This is a genomic window from Psychrobacillus sp. FSL W7-1493, assembly GCF_038004905.1.
Taxonomy (GTDB): Bacteria; Bacillota; Bacilli; order Bacillales_A; family Planococcaceae; genus Psychrobacillus.
Genome location: NZ_JBBOSB010000001.1, coordinates 2,102,495 through 2,121,067 on the forward strand (window position 1 = coordinate 2,102,495; position 18,573 = coordinate 2,121,067).

Genomic DNA, 18,573 nt, shown 5'->3' on the forward strand with positions numbered 1-18,573 from the left:
CTGAAGTAAACTCGTTAGTTACAACATAGACTTGTCTTTATTATGAGCCTAGCTGTCATTCATTCTACTTAGTGACCTCTGGCTTACATGAGAGGAGGTTAATAGGTTTTCCTAAACTTTCTGCTTTTCTTTCCCCTCATGTAAAAGTTGCATTTTATCCTGTAGCTGTTGCTTATTCCATTCCACGACGTCCTCAGATACAAACGCCACTTTCTTTCTCTTTGGAATTCTGACTTGTCCATTCACAGCCCGAGTATAACCTTCTATCATGGCGGAAATGGCTAAAATAACTAAGGCAAAGCATATTGCAGGACCTAGTGGGAGCCAAGGCACACCTTGTAAATATCGGAAAGATGATCCAAAAAGTCCAGCCCATTCATAGGCAATCGATTTTGGAGGGTCTCCAAACATAGGGTCATAGCTAACTGCCGTACCTCCAATATATAATTGCAACAATCCTAGGTGAGTGAACACCACTAATGTTTCTACTACCTGTTGGCCATATAAAACAAATAATTTCTCTCTCATCATTGGAAATAGATGACGAGTAATAATTCTCGGTCGTCCAGCACCCAGTGTTTTAGAAGCTAAAACATATTCCTCCTGATAGAGAAGGTTAGCCTCATTACCTATAAGTGAAGCTACTATCGGTACCGTAATGATTGCCATTAATACTACTTGAATAATAATTCGCTCCCATACTGTTGTAGAAAATCCCTCCATCGGCTCCCATAACACAGGGTAAAGCATTAGATAAGAGAATATCGTCATAGGAATATAATGTAGAGGATCAATAGCACTGTTAATAAGCGTACGTCTCTTCTGCCAATAAGTACCGATTGCAAACCCTAGCGGTACTGCGATGAGCATTCGAACAGCTGCAACACCCATTGCCGAAATGATGGTATATTTTGCACCAAGCATGATTTTAGCAAACATGTCATAGCCATACTGGTCCGTCCCAAGTGGGTGCATCCAGCTAGGAGATAACGGCGCAGCTTCTATAACTCTGCCATTCTCCATTAAAAAGTAGGTTTGCTTCGGATCTGGTCCAAAAATCCATTCAAATATAAAACTACCTAATAAAAAGAAGGCTAATATAATAAATCCAAACACAAAATAAGGCTGTCTCCAAATTGATTTTTGCTTCATCCTATTGCTCTCCCCTTGTTCACATGACGTAGAAAATACCATTCACCAAAGCTATACAGGAGGAACACTGGGAAAAAGAAGCTACACACCGTTATAAAAAATAACTCTCCAGTTATATTAGCACTCAAATAAAACATAATACCTGGCATATTAAACATACGTTCTAGGATAAATAAGTTGGAAAGCATAAACCACATCGTTTTTTTCGATTGAAAAAAGATACTAATAATCGCGTTTCTAAACATATGTATGAGTAAAATAATCAATTTGCCGAATCCAAGCGATCTTGCAAGCTCTGTATACATTTTCCGTTCCTCTGCCTCAAAAGTAAGCATACTTAATCGGTAAAGCTGAACCATAGGAAGAATCATCAAACATACTACTGGAAGCAAATAAATTTTCTCCCCACCTGTAACGGCTATCTTCACAAATACTCCTGTATGCCTATGAATGATGATCACTAGAAGCTGAATGAGCATTATAATCAATATATCCGGAATTGATTCCAAAAAGAAAAAAACAGTTTTAATCCGCTGTCTAACTCGTTCTTTACATAACATAGTGATCACAGTAAAAAATAGAGCTAACAGAACAGCCACTATAAGTGCCAAAAATAAAGTCTCGAGAGAATACTGGATGTATTCTCCAATATGCAAACCCGCATATTTTTCTAATAGTTTACTTAAAGGAAACAATCCAAATAGGTGGTCTCTATATTCTTTCCACCAAAACTCCCCTTGCTGGAAGCCTGTAATTAACAACGGTAATCCACTAATCAGTACAATACCAATAAACGCAACACCTAGCTGAAACATCCATCTCCAAAAAACTTTCATAATAATCCCCCGTGACTAAAATTTACGATGAAATTATCATATCACAATAATTAACGAATAAAAGAGAATTTTCAGGAGACTCAATATATTTAGAGGAAAAAGGTAGTTTTTAGTTTTAATTGTTAAATGCTTCACTTAAACTATGATTCTAAAAAATCTCTGTAATGGGTAAATGGTTAACTTTGAAGGTTATGGTAAGAGGAAGGTTTTTATCGGACTATGTCGAATAAGTTAATATATGTAAAGTAATGAATATAAGAGGCATTACTCAATTCTGAAGCGACACTCAACGGTGTAGTTTATCTATGGGGGATTTTATATGATAAGCAAAACAAAAAACTCTAAATATCTAGATTTCAACAGCTATTTCAAGAAATTATTTCCCTATATTTTTATCCCAACTTTATTAGTATTTCTGATAAGTGATTCTTTCATTACAGATAATCCGTTTAAGGAATTAGAGGATTATGGTTCATTTTTATTTGTAAGTTTATTTTCCTTATTATTGGCAACTATAATCAGCTCAGTAATAATTAGTCTTATCTGGGCTTTTACTAAAAAGGTCGATTAAGTTGATTAACTGTGTGTCTTGATAAAACACAAAAAATGAGCTTGGACTACGTGGTCCAGCTCATTTTTTTGCGTCATTTCATATAACGATTAGAAAAATAATCTATAAATTATTGGCTAACTTTTTTCGGGAGTAACTGTGAGAACCTTAGTTTCTTTCCCATATTCTAAACGAATAGTTTTTCTTGCCTCAATTGGTGATCGGGCGTTCACCGGTATAACCTCTACTACTCCATTCACTTCCATCTCCACTAAAAAGCATTTTGCACCACATTTCATATTAAACCCTCCTCAAGCATTACTTTAAATTTATCTAAAAAGAAACTTTTAATCAAAAATTAGGAACATCGAATAGATAATTTAAAATCTTGTAACCTCGAGTGAATTACACTCAATTTATGGGACACTTCTTAATCTTTATGGGACATTATTTCATATTTTACGGGCGAGTTTTCAATGTTTATGGGACACTCTCCAACCATTTACGGGCGCTTTCCTCGTTTATGGGACACTTCTTAATCTTTATGGGGCACTATTTCATATTTTATGGGCGAGTTTTCACTCTTTATGGGACACTCTCCATTCATTTATTGGCGCTCATACGGGTAGACTCCAAATATTTAGGATTGTTCTATCATTTAAAAAGGAATTCTGAGATTTCGGTAGAATAAATATAAATACCACTTAATTAGTCTAAATTGCTTTGCTCAAGGAGGACTTAATACATATATTAATAAATGGAGGTGATTTCAAATGAAGGAAGTAAAAGAGCAGCTTATACATAGCTGTAACTATTTAGAGGAAAGAGAATTAGTTCAACTAAGAAGTGCCATGGATTTTGCCGAAAAGGCGCATGTTGGCCAAACACGAGCAACTGGTGAGCCTTACATTATCCACCCTTTCGAGGTGTGCCTGATTCTATCCGAATACAAGGCTGACATAACGACTTTAGTCTGCTCCTTACTTCATGATGTAGTGGAAGATACAACAGTTGATCTCAAGGAAATAGAGCTTTTATTTGGAAAAGATGTCGCCTTTATCGTGGATGGGTTAACGAAGTTTGAAAAAGGTACGTTTGAAAAAGAGGAGTATAGTGCCATTAATATGGAGAAGCTCCTCTCCTATGCTATTCAAGATATACGAATAGCAGCTATTAAACTCGCAGATCGTTTGCATAATATGAGAACCCTGGCTATCAAAAGAACGGAAAAGAAAATTCCCTATTCAAACGAAACACTTCTATATTTTTCACCATTGGCAGAAAGAATAGGGTTATTTACACTCCAAAGGGAGTTGGAAGAGCTAGCCTTCAGCTATTTGCATCCGGAACGGTATAAGCAATTTCGTGAGAAGATAAATAACTATACAAAAGTCTATGAGGAATCATATGAGGAATTTATTACTAAACTAATGAAAGAGGATACTACACACATAATTACCAAATATAGATGGATTAATATCCCCTTATTTCAAGGGTACAACTTGTTAAGTGAAGGATTTTACCTTTCTGATATGTTTACTGTTCACATTACCATTGATTCTACCTTCAACTGCTATACAGCTCTTGGTCTCGTGCATTCCACATTTGAAACAATGCCAGATCATTTTGTAGACCAAATTGCCATTGAAAAACACCCCTTTATCAAACAGCTCAAAACAAAGGTTAGGGTAGCTGGGATTCCAATGACAATTGTTTTACAGGATAGGCAAACACAATACTTCTACCAGAATGGGATATTCGCTTGCTTAAAGTCTATTGATTCTACAACACTAAGTACCTCTCTTTTAGGGAACTCGATTCCTTTTGCTAAATCCATTACGAATAACCCAATTGCATTTTGTGAGTTAGTCTCTCTAGAGCTATTTTATAAAGAAATAGAAATATACACACCAAAAATGGATATTATTAAGTTACCAGTTAACTCCAATATCATTGACTTTGCATATGCACTTAATCCGACTTTGGCAAATAAACTTGCCTTCGCTAAAGTCAATGGAAAGATAAGCTCACTTCAAACAATTTTAAAGGATAAAGATATAGTAGAGCTCCATGTGAAAAATAAAATAACTGCTAATGCAAAGTGGCTTCATTTTGTGAAAACTTCAAAGGCTGTTAAAGAAATAACCGATATCGTGAATGATGAAACAAACCCTGCCTAACTTTCCATAAGAGTCTAGCAATCTTATAGTGTGTTAGGCTAGTTTGCGATTAATACTATACTGTTTAATGATTGAACATCCTTATTAGTAGCTTTCTCTAGTAAGGCATAATAACTCTGAATTAGCGTTTGTAGTTTAATGGGAGAACGATTAAATTTCTCTCTCACTGATATCGCATAGTCTACTTCCCATTTGCCATCTTGTAGGAACGATGCATCCACATTTTTTGCTTCCACCAGGTTCCATCCTGTTTCTTTCAGCATCTCTTTAAGTTGTTGCTTGTGAAAAATATTTTGGATATTACCATCGTCTTCAAACTGTTCTGCATATATTGCTAATATGCTCGCTGAGTAAAAATGGGCAAGCTGCTCTGGCTTAGTCCATTCTAGGTCCCACTCGGCGATACATATGCGCTTAGCTACCTTCTTTAATCGTTTAAGATAAGAAAGCAATATAGCAGGATCTTGAAAATACCAAAGACAGTGAGAGAGAATAGCTACATCGTATGTCTCTTCTATATTCATCATGAGGAAGTCTGCTTCTAAATCAAAAGATAATCGGGTACCTATTGGGGAGGATTTTATAAAGTCAGTTGCTTCTCCTAAGGTTATGGGTTTACCGTAATCTCTGCCAGCAATATCAATTGCCATTACAAATCCTGTTTCACCTACTGCATCTGCCAATGCAACTGTGGTATCACCTTGACCACACCCGATTTCTAGCACTCTCATGCCCTTTTCAATATTAAATGCCTGTACTAGCCCTAGGCGATGTTGAAGCTGTATAAGTTGAATAGAAGAATCTCCTACAGTTTTCATATAAGATAATAATTTTTCCATTTTCTCTACCCTTTCACTAAAGTTTAGGCGAAAATAAACAATAGTATGAATTAATGTAATATACTTACTTTATCATAATTTAAAAATAAAAGGAGGAGCAAAATGATCAAGAAGCTACTGGATGAAACTCAAAATATCAGCTACTTTGTTTACTTAACTAACCGAGGAGATGCCTTCCCTAAAATAGGTGATAGCCTAGAGGAAATCTATACAAACCTTCGAGAAGAAGTTTCTATGGGTTACACGGATCTGTGGGTGTTAAAGAGAGTTGGATTGCTGAATAAGCATGATACATTCTATTTTTCAGAAAACGATCGAACAGCAGATGACGAATTAAAAAGAGCCCAATACCTTCCTGAAAGGATTTATATCACATTCACCTTTGTACAAATTAACGAAGCAACTCCACCTATGTGTACCAATTCAGGCGGCACGATGACCCACCTTACTTATAAAGAGGCAGAAGAGTATGCTGTTAAACATATTGATAAAATGAAACAGAAATATCCAGAAAGAGAGTTTTATGTTTTATTCGCTCGTTTAGTGGAGAGTAATACTTGGCATTAATAGAGACATGAAAAGGGACCATTCGCGAAAGAATGTCCCTTTTTTTAGTATTTATTCGAGTGCTATTTCAATCTCATGACCACCAATTGTCACATTTATACCTGATACTCTTTGTTGTTTAACGATAAGCTGATTTATTAATACACTTTGCTCTAACAATGGATAAAAATTGTTTATGACTGCAAGCATCTCGGGAGTTGTGTGAAGGCTGATATTTACTCTTTTTTCTACAGGTAAAAGCAACTGCTTCCGATAGGATTGGATCGCTCTGATTAACTCACGCATCCACCCCTCATGTATCAAGGCTTCTGTTAATGTCACATTTATCAAAACAGTCATGTCATTACTAGTTCCATAAGCAAAGCCATCCTTTACTTTTTTCTCTATTAAAACGTCTTCTAGTAAAACAAGATTTTCTTCTAACTTTATGCTTCTATTTTGAATAAGCTCGCTTACCTGACTAGATGTTAAGTTATTTAGCCTCATATTAATACTATTTGATTGTTTGCCAAACTTAGCAGCTGATTTTTTAAAATCTAATCTCACAGTTGAAGTAAAATATTCCTCTCTGCTGTTAAGCAGATGAATCTCCTTGATATTTAGCTCTTCCATTATAATACTTTCATATGCATTCCAATTTAGTGGTTTGCTGCTCATCACAAACAATTGTGCTAGTGGCTGCTTTACCTTTATAGCAAGACTGTTGCGAATGCTTCTTCCTAGTTCCACAACCTGTAATACCTCACCCATCTCCTGCTCGAGTAATTGATCGATTAGGGATTCATCAGACTGTGGGTAATCCGTAAGATGGACACTTTTTCCGGTAAGTGCCACGTATATCTCTTCAACGATAAAAGGTGTAAATGGCGCAAGTAATTGGCTTACTTTAGTCAATACCTCGTAAAGCGTTTCATATGCTGCTACTTTATCGTTATTGAGACCACTTGACCAAAAACGTTCCCTCGATCTTCTAATGTACCAGTTGCTTATTTGTTCCACTAAACGTGCAATATCTCTTGCTGCACTCGTAAAGTTAAACTCATCTAATTTAATGTTAACGTTGCGAATGGTACTATGAAGGCAGGATAGAATCCACTTATCTAATGTTGTTTGCTGAAGTGCTTTATCTCCCGTTACGACATATTTGTCTAAAGAAGTATAGAGTCTATAAAAATGATAAACATTGTCTAGTGTATCAACCAGCTTAGATTTCGCCTCTTGAACAATTCGTTCGGAAAATCTTTTTGCATTCCAGGGGGCACTGTCAACGAGTAAAGCCCATCTCAGTGAATCTGCCCCATAGTATTGGATCAGCTCAACAGGATCCAACGCATTCCCTTTGCTTTTAGACATCTTTTGGCCGTTCTCATCTAAAATATGCCCAGTGGAAAGAACACGCTTGTATGGTGACTTGCCTGTGAACAGTGTAGAAACAGCCAAAAGACTGTAAAACCATCCTCTTGTTTGATCAATCCCCTCTACTATCAAATCTGCTGGAAACTGTTTAGAGAATAGCTTGTCATTCTCAAATGGAGAATGATATTGGGCAAATGGCATAGAACCGCTGTCAAACCATACATCGATTACCTCAGGAGTTCTCATCATAGCTCCAGCACACGACGGACAACAGAGGCGAACATCATCTACGTATGGCTTATGGAGCTCAATACTTCCTAGAGGATGTAGCGAATACTTGCTCAATTCTTCTATACTTTTAGGGGCGATCTCAAGCTTACAATTGCTGCATTCCCACACATTAAGTGGGGTGCCCCAATAACGATTACGACTGATATTCCAATCGACCATTTGCTCTAAAAAGTTGCCGAACCTACCATGTTTGAGGTGCTCTGGATGCCAAGATACGGATTCATTATTAGCTAAAAATTGTTCTTTTAAGGCTGTAGTTTGTATAAACCAGCTTTCCATTGCGTAATAGAGCAATGGGGAATCACAGCGCCAGCAAAAGGGATAGCTATGCTCGTATTTCTCCTTGTAAAACAGTAGCCCTTTATGGGAGAGTAATCGTATAATCTCTAAATCACATTCTTTAACAAAACGTCCTTCCAACCCCTCGACGGCTATTGTAAACCTCCCTCTTTCATCTACTACATGAGTAAAAGGCAAGCTATTTTCCTTCATCACTTTGTAATCTTCTTCCCCATACGCTGGTGCGATATGGACAATACCAGTTCCGCTATCACTTGAAACATAATTTGCGGTAACTACTTTATATCCCTTTTTTACATGTACAAGATCAAAAAGTGGGGTATAGGAAAGACCCTCTAATTCTGCCCCCTTTAAGGTGGAAAGAATCTCATATCCAGCTTTCAATACTTTTTTAACTAAATCTTTCGCGAGGATATATACCTCCTGCCCTTTCTTTGCTCGAACATATTCAAGCGAAGGATTAACCGCCAAGGCTACATTTGCCGGCAGTGTCCAAGGAGTAGTAGTCCATCCAAGAAAATACTCATTCTCTTTATGTGTAAGTTTAAACTTAACTATTGCGGATAAGTCTTTAACCGTTTTATACCCTTGGGATACCTCGTGTGAACTTAAGGTCGTTTGACAACTAGGACAATATGGGGAAACTCTATGACCTTTTTGCAGCAGACCTTGATCATGTATAGTACCAAGGATATTCCATACACTTTCAATGTAGCTATTACTCATCGTCATATAGGGGCTATCCATATCGACCCAGTATCCCAGCTTTTCTGTGAAGTCACGCCATTCCTTTTCGTAAACAAATACGCTTTCCTTACATTTCTTGATAAATGCTTCGACTCCATAGTCTTCAATATCCTTCTTACCAGAAATACCAAGCTGTTTTTCTACGCCAAGTTCAACTGGTAGCCCGTGGGTATCCCAGCCTGCTTTTCTAATGACCTGATAACCCTTCATTGTTTTATATCTAGCGACCAGATCCTTGATTGTTCTACCGAGGGCATGCCCTACATGTGGCATGCCGTTCGCTGTAGGAGGACCTTCATAAAACACAAATGTAGGATTTCCATCTCGTTGCTCAATAGATGCCTGAAATACATTATGCTCCTCCCACATTTTTCGTATCTGCTGCTCGCGTTGTATAACCGTCTTCTTTACGTCCTTGTTAACCATCTGATATCACTCCTCGTTCAATTTAATAAAACATACAAAAAACCCGCCCCAGTAAAGGGACGGGTTTAACCGTGATACCACCCTAATTCCATTGAAATCTTCACCTCAATAGCACTTAGCCACGTACAAGCATACGCGTTCCTTTTAACGGTAGACACCCGATCACACTTACTTAGTTCAGTGCGACTTCTCAGAGAGGATTTTCAAAAATAACCTAAACACCGACTTTCAGCATAGCGTCGGCTCTCTTTGGAATAGATTTATCTTTTACTTTTTCTCATCAACGAATTTGTATGGTTTTATTGTGGATAAATTTATCATGTATGTAAAACTAATGTCAATAGGATTATTTATTACTTAGCGAAAAATATAAATATTCGTTCTTTTAGTTCGTTTCAAATGTTACTTATCAAAGGTACATGCTTATTCTCTAAGCGCATAATAAATTAGAAAGTCTACCCATTCTTCCTCTTCCATTGAAAATTTCTCTCGTGTACACTCGTATTTGAAGCCGGCTCTTTTAGCAAGATTTTCGGACGGCCTATTATCAACATTAATATGAAGTTCAATTCGTTGGAAATTTAAAGAGTCAAAAAAATAATTTTTAGCTTCTCTCACACTTTCGACTCCATACCCCTTTTTCCAATATTGGTTATGAATAGAATATCCCATCATCGCCCATTGATAATCCATCCTAAGAATTGTGATTAGTTCTATCTTTCCGATATTAACTCCATCCTCTTTTCTAAAAATACCCAATATGTACATTTCGTCGTTCTCTTGAGCCTTATTAAAACCTTTAATCCATTCAGAGAACCATTCCTTAGACGCCTTCTTCATTATTTTGTATCCTTCGTCGTATTTATATTGAGAAGGTAATCGATGATTGAATCCATTTGACCAGCTCTCATAATCTTCCTCATTAAATGTTCTAAGTATCAAGCGATCAGTCTCCAAATATAATACTTTCATCGCTATCCCCCTCCGCGTAATATTTTAATACCAAAATAATCCAAACTAAAACGTGATGGTTGTATTTAATCTATTCTCTAAAATTCAAATAATCTTTTCTCCGTTAAGCCCAAAACCTATTCAAGTAAAAATATAAAAACCCGAATAGGCCCACTTGTTACATGTCCACTATTCGGGTTACTGTTCAAATGTATTGTAAAAAAAACACCAAGTTATGTTGCATATACGAAATCTCCATCATCTTCATCTTGGATCTCACCGACAATTTCTGATAATATATCCTCCATTGTAACTAGACCCACAATAACTCCTTTACCATCTGTTACAATGGCCATGTGCTTACGCGTTTGTTGCATTTTTAAGAATACCTCTTTAATAACTGTTGAATTTTTAAATCTTGGAATTTCATGGATGAAGAATGTCACGTCATTAGAACGTCCAGCAGCGATATCCGTTAACATTTCCTTCGTGTTAATAAATCCAATTACGTCATTCTTCTTTTTTAAAACGTCCATGACTGGATAGCGTGTATATTCGAACTCTTCAATGACCGCCACCATTTGCTCAAGCGTTTGCTGTTTCTCTAACATAATCACCTCTGACCGGGGAATCATAATGTCCTTTAGCTGACGAGTATCAAATGCAAATATATTTTCCAAATAAGCAAGTTCGGTTTGGTTGATTTCTCCACCTGCAAAGCTTTGTGTAACAATCATTTTCAACTCTTCTTCAGAATACACTTCGTCATGTCCCGCAGGCTTTACACCAAATATTTTTAATAACGAACGAGCAGAACCATTTAAAGCTGAGATAAACGGCTTAGAAACTTTCCCGAACCAATAAAGAGGTGGTGCTAAAAGAAGTGTCATTTTATCAGCATATTGAATTGCTAATGTTTTAGGCATTAATTCACCAAGGACTACGTGTAAAAATGTGACAACCGATAACGCTATGGCATAGGAAAGTGCGGTTGAAAGAGCTTCACCTAAATTTAAATATTCAAATACTGGTGCTAACATTTTTTCAACGGTTGGTTCTCCAAGTGCTCCCAAAATCAGAGCTGTCACTGTTATTCCTAGCTGACAGGCTGATAAATAGTAATCTAAATCTTGTGTAACTTTCTTGGCGACGACTGCTTTTTTATTTCCCTCCGAGATAAGCTGATCAATTCGTGACATACGCACTTTTAAAATCGCGAATTCTGCCCCTACGAAAAACGCTGTCAATAAAATAAATAATGTGATTAACGCTAAGTTTAAAATAATTATACCGTCCAATTAACTCCCTTATGGAAAGGGGTTCACCTCCATTAATAATAGTAATTATTGTTTAAAATAATTTTGTTTGAAGATCACTTCTTTAATATGATAGTTTTCTACTTCACCAATAATCCATAGATGATCACCGTGCTGTATTTCCATTCCTTCGTTAACTTCCGATGTGTTTTTAAAACCTTCATTTAGTGCCCAACCACCAATTGTATCGATATCTTCACTATCCTCGAAATCTATACCAAAGCGATCCTCTAATTCTTCTAATAATGTTCGGTTGTTAATTGTATACTCGTTTTCGCCCGTCTTACGAATTTCATCCACTTCATCCGCATCAAATTCATCACGAATTTCTCCTACGAGCTCTTCTAGTATATCTTCCAACGTTAAAATACCAGCGGTACCACCATATTCATCGACAGCTACCGCAATATGTACACGCTCCTCCTGCATTTTTAATAATGCATTTTGAATCGGTGTTTGCTCAAACACAAATGGAATCGTGCGAACAAAATCACTCAAATCAGCAGGACGATTCGTTACTATGCGACTAAGTAACTTATTTGCATTTACAAAGCCAATAATTTTATCTTTATCGTTTTCCTCAACGACTGGATAACGAGTGTAATTATGCTCATCTAAAATCGATACTATTTCTGTAGTATTCATATCCCTATCAATAGCAACGAACTCTGGGCGAGGAACCATAATGTCTTTGACAACACGCTCATCGAAGGCGAATACATTCTCCATATATTCCAATTCCTGCTTATCAATTTCCCCACCTTGGAAACTTTGAGACATGATTATTTTAAGCTCTTCTTCCGAATAGGCTTGATCTTCGCTAGCTGCTTTTACCCCTACAGCACGTAACAGAAATCGTGAAGTACCATTTAATGCTCTAATAAACGGATACATTACTTTACCGAAATAATATAGACTTGGTGCCAACATTAATGTGACTTTCTCCGAAAATTGAATCGCTAATGTTTTGGGAGCCATTTCCCCAATAACGACATGTAGGTAACTTACAATCGCAAGTGAAATACCATAAGATAAAATATTCATTACGGTTTCAGGGGTATTGAGCCATTCAAAAATAGGATACATTAAATGCTTAACGTAAGGCTTTGTAAAAGCACCTAACCCAATAGCTGTGATTGTAATACCTAACTGACACGCTGATAAGTAATAATCAAGGTCACTTACAACTTTCTTTGAAATCTCAGCTTTCTTATTACCTTCTTCGATTAACTGATCAATTCTGGATTTGCGGATTTTGACTACTGCAAATTCAGCTGCTACGAAAAATGCTGTCAAACCTAAAAAGATGATTAATAAAATGATATTTAATATACTCGAGTCCAATATGTTCCCTCATTTCGAGGGATTCACCTCCGTTATTTTTAATACTCTCTTGTTATATGACTCTTAAAAAATCTTATCTAGTATATTATAACGAAAACCATCACGTTATGGTTTCAAAAAAACAAATTTTTTTCATCTTTCTCAACCTTCTACCTGAAGTTCTTCAAGTTTCCTTACAAATAACATAGACACCCACCTGTAATTGCACAGGTGGGTGATATAAGTTAAATATTTATCCAAAGTCCATGACTAGACTTTTACTAGTTTGTATTTCCAGACGATGTTGGTCGAGGTGCTTCTTCTTCAGCAAATGTAGAAGTTCCAAAACTAAATAAGACCGTTAAAGTTACTAAGCTTAGAATGAGTAATTTTTTCATTTTATAAATCCTCCCATTTTGTAATAGATTTTTTTCTAAACAATATTTCATTCGCCTTTTGATAATAAAGGTTCGCTGCTTTAAATCTGCTATTCCTATAGTAGTAGTCCGCTAAAAGAATAGAGTACTTTTGAACATGTCGATCGTCATGGACTTTTTCAAAATAATTAATACCTTTTTTAACAATAGCTTCAAATTCATCCGAATTGTTATGAAGAGCCTGGTATATGTGAAGATGGTGTATGTAAGATTTAATATTGCTTCTTTGCTGAATGCTAGCCTCGTCCATTTTACTGAAACCCGCTTCACACCAGCTGAGGACCCTTTGATGGTCGTTTTGCTTGGAATATTCTTTGACAATGGAAAGTGTGGTTATCATATAACCTTCCACCTGCTGAGGACCTTCCTTATACGATAGACTAAGTGTATAGTACTCAATTGCCTTTTCATGATTTTCTTGGATAGCCTGGAGAGATCCTAAATTTTGATAGAGCATTCCTTTATATTGAGTTAGCTTATAATCCATAGCCAGCTTTTTTGCTAAGTTATAGTTTTTCTCTGCTTCTTGATAATTTTTCATATTTTTATAGGCCATACCTGTAACTATATAGCTATCAATCGCTCGTTCAAAGAGTAGATTATCCTTGTAATATTTAAGTGATTTACTAGAATGGTTAATGGCATTAAAGTACTCGTTACATTTAAAGTAGCTTAAGCTTATAACATTATGAAAATCGGCTAGTTCCCATTCTTCAAAGGAGCTATAGTTTACGAGTTTTAGAGCATCTTCAAGCTTTTCTAGTGCAGTACAATATTCTGCGATTAAATAGTTATATATTCCAAGGTTTAAATTTAGAAGAAACCTTTGTTTGTCATCAAAATCTGCTTCCATTTTTATTAGGACTTGATAAATTGGATAGATTTGAAGGACTTCCTCGTTAACAATCAACATCAATCGAAACATATATAAATTGTAACTGTAAAAATTTTTTAAATTGGTAAAATTAATCTTCCGCGATGTATATTGCTGCAGGGATTCCCTGACCATTTCTTGATCTCTACTTAAAATCGCACTTTTATATAATGCATATAAGTCTTCAATAACTTTGTTTTCTTCTTCCAGTGGCATTTCTTCTAGCATCAAGTTCAATCGTTTTAACAATGGCTGTGCTACATCTTCGCTAGGTATCGTTGAGTTACTTTCTATCTTGCTTAAATAGGAAGTAGAACAAATCCCTTTTGCCAAAACCGTTTGTTTAATATTCCGATTTAACCTTTCCTGCTTAATTATGAGACCAATACTACCACCCATCGGAAGTCACCTCCTTGCAATGTAGTATAGGTTATAATTCTCTTTCCATCGCTGAATTCCTTTTTTTATTTTTTCGACTATTTTCTACATCCCTATAAAAAAATACGAAAAACATAGCGAAAATCAATATTTTGTACAATAATTCACTTAAAAAAAGAAATTCTTATTATAGTGCATTAAATAATAATACTTTTTTCTTTTTATTTCACAACAAATATTAGTATATTTATTATCCAAATATTAGTAATATTTAGGATATACAATTATATATTTTACTTTTATTTCAAAAACATTTCAAGGGAGTTGTAAAAAATAATAAAAAAATCCCTTTATATGAGAACAACAAGTCACTCGTTGCTAAAGTCCCTTTTTCCTTAGCGCCAGCCAAGTATTACATTCTATTTTCAAGGGGGGAATGTTAAAAATGGTTACTGGTAATAAAAAGATTATAGAAGAGTTTCTCAGCTACCCTGACAATCAAAAGATGCTTGAAGAATATCAATACACCAATAGCCAAGAGATTAAAAACAAATTAGATAGAGAGTTTAAAAGATTTTACCAAAATATCCGTATCTTAACCTATGTGCTTAAGGTATTACATTTTGAAAGTAAACGATTTGATCAAAAGGAGCGTCTTCACAGAAGGAGGAATATTTTATCACTAGACGGTGATGAAAAAATATCAGTCATTTATAATGAAAGATTTTTTACAGACTTTATTGGATTCTCAGATGACATATCAGACCACATCTCGTCTGATAAATTATTTTTTAGTATAAGAAAGCTTTCAGAACGACAGAAGAAAATATTATCACTCGTCTTTGTAAAACAAATGACCGACCGGGAAATTGCACATTATTTTGGCATTTCACAACAAGCGGTTTCAAAATCAAGACGAAATATAATCGAAAACATTCGAAAGGAGCTTACGTATGATTGAAGCTAGCAATATTGTTCAGTTACTTGGCAACTTCGGCTTTCCAATTGTAGTCTCCATTTATTTACTTCACCGTTTTGAAAATAAGCTGGAGGCACTAGAAAATTCACTGCACAATCTATCCAATACTGTCGTTCATAACCTAGAAAAGAAAAAAGGGGGGAAATAAAATGGACGAAGCTGAAATTTTGAAGCTTCTTAAACAGCTAGAGCCTAAAATGGAAAGTGTTTTATATCAAACAAGCTTTGAATACAGAGAAGACCTGGAGCAGGACTTAATAGAAAAGATACTAAAAATTATCAATAACAAGGTTACGCAAGAGGTGCCGGGATTCTTTGAGATGAATAGGAGATGAGATTATATTTTTAACTTTCCACAACTTTTACTCATTGACCTTTAACACCCTTCCTTGCAAGTATGGGTGTTAAAGGATTTTAAGCTTCTTCATAAAACCGCATATGTTGCTTGTCCTCTTTATAATACTTCAAACGATCCTCTAATGTACCGGTATGATACTCGAATTTATGCCCATCTGGATCTGTAAAATAAATGGACTGCTTATCTCTTTCCTCTCTCTTTCGCGAAGGAAGGATTGTCACGTTTAATGTTTGTAGCCTTTTAAAAATATCTTGGAAGTCCTTTTCGTCTACGGTAAATGCAATATGCGTATAGGAATATTTTATATCATTTCTAGGTATATGTGGCTCTTCATTTAAAGCTAACCATATTCCATTTACGTCAAAATAAGCGGTGCTATTTCCAACTACTAATAGTTTTGCATTTAACACCTCTTTATAAAACTGTATGGACCTTTGAAGATTAGAAACAGAAAATAATAAATGGTTAATGCCCTTAATATCCATGTAGTACCTCTTCTTCTGATATTCTTTTAACATCCCTCAATTTTCTACCTTCAAATGACAACTGATAAATATCAGGCATCTGGAGCTGATCCCAGAAAGCTAAATTATATTTGACATCAAAATAATTCATGATTAAAACCATTATATTACCATGAGTTCCAATCACCACGTTTTTATCCTGCCATTCATCTAATACCTGCAATAAGGACGTTACACCTCTCTCCTGTGCAACTAGATTTGATTCCCCTCCCTCCCATGAAAAAGCTGGTTCTTCCCAAACCTTTGCTATTGCTTCATCAAAATTCGAAACCGGATGTTCTGATAATGTTCTTTCTCTAAAGCCTTCTACTAACTCGATCGTCAAATTAAATTGCTGTGCCACTTTTTCTACAGTTTGTATAGCCCTTTTATAAGGACTAGATATAACATGGTCAATATCATGGTGCATTAACAAATTCGCAACAAGATTTGCATCATTTAAACCTCTAAGAGATAATGGTCGACCTACCTCGTCTGTTGAATAGGTTGAATGCGCGTGTCTTACAAAATAGATGTTAGTCATTAGAGACCCCTTCCTCCTCAAGTTATAAATAATGATTTTCGCTCTCAGTCGGTCCTTTTACGCGGGATTGGCGAGAACCATCAACCCAGACTACGAACGTGTTGGATGATTTATCTTTCTCACTCATCACCTTTAGTTGCTGCAATCAATATAAACATTAAATAGATCATGTTACATATAAGCTGTTATTCCATTGGCTGAAATAACTTAAAGAAACGTTATTTAGCTTTCTCACTCCTAATCTTCCCGACGAGCCTCATAAAATAGAGGAGGAAAAACAATGCTAGTAATAAGTTCGGCAAAAAGAGAAGTGCAGGTGGAAGAAATTTCATTGAAAGAAAAGTAATCACAATAGGGATAATCACTAGCCATATCCAGACTCTTGAACGCTTATTTGAATAGCTTATATTAGATTTCATTCATTCCCTCCTCTTTGTGAATTTTATTTTATAGACTTGTTACCTACAATTGGCGAGCATTAATGACTTTCTATTTATTTAAAAAACTTCTATGTATGAATCTAACCTATTAATTATTTATATTTCTTTTCTGGTTTCCCATTAATTCATATTTCGACATAATAGTTTACTTTTCCTCTGCATAGGAAATATATTTAAAAGTATAATAACATTGGAAGTTCTTTCATTAGGTCACTATTTTATTTATTGATATGATGAATGAGTAATTATCCATAGAAAAGGAGTTGGTTTTTTATGTCTAATAAAGTGGAGATTGGTAGTACTGGGTTATTTGTAAATCCCATAGGTCTAGGCACTAATGCTGTTGGAGGACACAATATATTCCCTAATTTAAAGGACGAAACTGGTAAAGAAATTGTTCGTGCAGCCCTTCAAAATGACATTAACTTTATAGACACCGCTTATATGTACGGGCCGGAAAAATCAGAAATTCTAATTGGTGAGGTACTTAAAGAGACAGGACAAAGATCTAATGTTGTTCTTGCTACAAAAGGTGGACAAAAGTACATGAATGACAAAATGGAAGTAGACAATTCACCAAAATTTCTAAGAGAGACGGTCGAAAACAGCTTAAGACGCCTACAAACAGACTATATTGATTTATTTTATATACACTTTCCAGATGAACAAACACCGAAATATGAGGCTGTTGGAGAACTTCATAGATTAAAAGAGGAAGGAAAAATCCGTTCTATAGGGGTATCCAACTTTTCAATGGATCAGTTAAGAGAAGGAAACAAAGATGGTTATATTGAAGTCATCCAATCTGGCTATAATCTTTTTAAACGAGATGCAGAAGATGACTTAATCCCTTACTCTCTAGAAAATAATATCTCCTTTATACCTTATTTCCCATTAGCTTCTGGCTTATTGACAGGAAAATTTTCTCCTAATAGTACATTTGAAGATGGACGAGCAAAGAACCCATTGTTCCAGGGAGATGCATTCATTCAGAATTTAAATAAAGTGGATGAATTGAAGGCAATTGCCAACAATAAGCATGTAGCGGTTTCTAATCTCGTGTTAGCTTGGTATTTAAAACAGGAATCAATTGACGTTGTAATTCCTGGTGCTAAAAGGCCAGAGCAAGTACTAGAGAATATTAAGACTCTAGAAATTGAGCTTTCTAAAGATGAAATAAACAAAATCTCTAGTATCTTCCACTGATTTATCTTTTTATCAATTTA

At 35.5% G+C, this 18,573-nt stretch carries 17 protein-coding genes and 1 other annotated feature; of the genes, 6 read left to right on the plus strand and 11 right to left on the minus strand.

Annotated elements, in window-relative coordinates:
* Positions 1–111 precede the first annotated feature (111 nt).
* The 3 genes from MKX96_RS10680 to MKX96_RS10690 all read right to left on the minus strand — a co-directional run bounded on the left by MKX96_RS10680 (position 112) and on the right by MKX96_RS10690 (position 2,837).
* On the minus strand, positions 112–1,152 hold the full coding sequence (locus MKX96_RS10680; protein WP_340883601.1) for an ABC transporter permease: 1,041 nt from the start codon (positions 1,150–1,152) through the stop codon (positions 112–114).
* Positions 1,149–1,988 carry an ABC transporter permease subunit gene (locus MKX96_RS10685; RefSeq protein ID WP_298469961.1) on the minus strand — a complete coding sequence of 280 codons (840 nt, stop codon included), beginning with the start codon at positions 1,986–1,988 and terminating at the stop codon, positions 1,149–1,151. The genes MKX96_RS10680 and MKX96_RS10685 overlap by 4 nt, the downstream gene beginning before the upstream one ends.
* A gap of 687 nt (positions 1,989–2,675) precedes the next feature.
* A complete protein-coding gene (locus MKX96_RS10690; RefSeq protein WP_169359217.1) occupies positions 2,676–2,837 on the minus strand; it encodes a hypothetical protein in 162 nt (53 codons plus the stop codon).
* A gap of 474 nt (positions 2,838–3,311) precedes the next feature.
* On the opposite strand from MKX96_RS10690, the gene MKX96_RS10695 reads away from it, so the two are divergent.
* Entirely contained in the window at positions 3,312–4,718 is a 1,407-nt protein-coding gene (locus tag MKX96_RS10695; protein WP_340883603.1) for an HD domain-containing protein, read from the plus strand.
* Between the two features lie 38 nt (positions 4,719–4,756).
* On the opposite strand, the gene MKX96_RS10700 is transcribed toward MKX96_RS10695, so the two are convergent.
* Positions 4,757–5,557 (minus strand): class I SAM-dependent methyltransferase, encoded by an 801-nt coding sequence (locus MKX96_RS10700; RefSeq protein WP_340883604.1) that lies wholly within the window; start codon positions 5,555–5,557, stop codon positions 4,757–4,759.
* 102 nt (positions 5,558–5,659) lie between these two features.
* Here MKX96_RS10700 and MKX96_RS10705 point away from each other — a divergent pair, with 102 nt between their 5' ends.
* Entirely contained in the window at positions 5,660–6,124 is a 465-nt protein-coding gene (locus tag MKX96_RS10705) for a hypothetical protein (protein ID WP_340883605.1), read from the plus strand.
* Between the two features lie 51 nt (positions 6,125–6,175).
* Here MKX96_RS10705 and ileS read toward each other — a convergent pair whose 3' ends face one another.
* The 5 genes from ileS to MKX96_RS10730 form a co-directional block, all read right to left on the minus strand.
* Positions 6,176–9,244 (minus strand): isoleucine--tRNA ligase, encoded by a 3,069-nt coding sequence (gene ileS / locus MKX96_RS10710; protein ID WP_340883607.1) that lies wholly within the window; start codon positions 9,242–9,244, stop codon positions 6,176–6,178.
* A gap of 52 nt (positions 9,245–9,296) precedes the next feature.
* Positions 9,297–9,537: a binding site (T-box leader), on the minus strand.
* A 130-nt stretch (positions 9,538–9,667) separates the two neighbouring features.
* A complete protein-coding gene (locus MKX96_RS10715) occupies positions 9,668–10,216 on the minus strand; it encodes a GNAT family N-acetyltransferase (protein WP_445678187.1) in 549 nt (182 codons plus the stop codon).
* Between the two features lie 212 nt (positions 10,217–10,428).
* On the minus strand, positions 10,429–11,493 hold the full coding sequence (locus MKX96_RS10720; RefSeq protein ID WP_340883608.1) for a hemolysin family protein: 1,065 nt from the start codon (positions 11,491–11,493) through the stop codon (positions 10,429–10,431).
* Between the two features lie 45 nt (positions 11,494–11,538).
* On the minus strand, positions 11,539–12,855 hold the full coding sequence (locus MKX96_RS10725; protein ID WP_340883609.1) for a hemolysin family protein: 1,317 nt from the start codon (positions 12,853–12,855) through the stop codon (positions 11,539–11,541).
* A gap of 378 nt (positions 12,856–13,233) precedes the next feature.
* The gene (locus tag MKX96_RS10730) at positions 13,234–14,544 is read right to left on the minus strand and encodes a helix-turn-helix transcriptional regulator (protein WP_340883611.1); all 1,311 of its coding nucleotides are present in this window, start codon (positions 14,542–14,544) and stop codon (positions 13,234–13,236) included.
* A 424-nt stretch (positions 14,545–14,968) separates the two neighbouring features.
* On the opposite strand from MKX96_RS10730, the gene MKX96_RS10735 reads away from it, so the two are divergent.
* The 3 genes from MKX96_RS10735 to MKX96_RS10745 are packed head-to-tail and all read left to right on the plus strand — an operon-like array spanning position 14,969 to position 15,837.
* Entirely contained in the window at positions 14,969–15,484 is a 516-nt protein-coding gene (locus MKX96_RS10735; protein ID WP_340883613.1) for a sigma-70 family RNA polymerase sigma factor, read from the plus strand.
* On the plus strand, positions 15,477–15,650 hold the full coding sequence (locus MKX96_RS10740) for a YvrJ family protein (protein ID WP_169361335.1): 174 nt from the start codon (positions 15,477–15,479) through the stop codon (positions 15,648–15,650). The genes MKX96_RS10735 and MKX96_RS10740 overlap by 8 nt, the downstream gene beginning before the upstream one ends.
* A gap of 1 nt (position 15,651) precedes the next feature.
* Positions 15,652–15,837: a hypothetical protein gene (locus tag MKX96_RS10745; protein WP_169361334.1), complete on the plus strand. Its 186-nt coding sequence runs from the start codon at positions 15,652–15,654 to the stop codon at positions 15,835–15,837.
* A gap of 79 nt (positions 15,838–15,916) precedes the next feature.
* On the opposite strand, the gene fosB is transcribed toward MKX96_RS10745, so the two are convergent.
* Both fosB and MKX96_RS10755 read right to left on the minus strand, forming a co-directional pair.
* The gene (fosB, locus tag MKX96_RS10750; protein ID WP_340883614.1) at positions 15,917–16,345 is read right to left on the minus strand and encodes a metallothiol transferase FosB; all 429 of its coding nucleotides are present in this window, start codon (positions 16,343–16,345) and stop codon (positions 15,917–15,919) included.
* Entirely contained in the window at positions 16,335–16,907 is a 573-nt protein-coding gene (locus tag MKX96_RS10755; protein ID WP_340883615.1) for a histidine phosphatase family protein, read from the minus strand. The genes fosB and MKX96_RS10755 overlap by 11 nt, the downstream gene beginning before the upstream one ends.
* A gap of 713 nt (positions 16,908–17,620) precedes the next feature.
* Here MKX96_RS10755 and MKX96_RS10760 point away from each other — a divergent pair.
* A complete protein-coding gene (locus tag MKX96_RS10760) occupies positions 17,621–18,553 on the plus strand; it encodes an aldo/keto reductase (protein WP_340883616.1) in 933 nt (310 codons plus the stop codon).
* Positions 18,554–18,573: the final 20 nt, after the last annotated feature.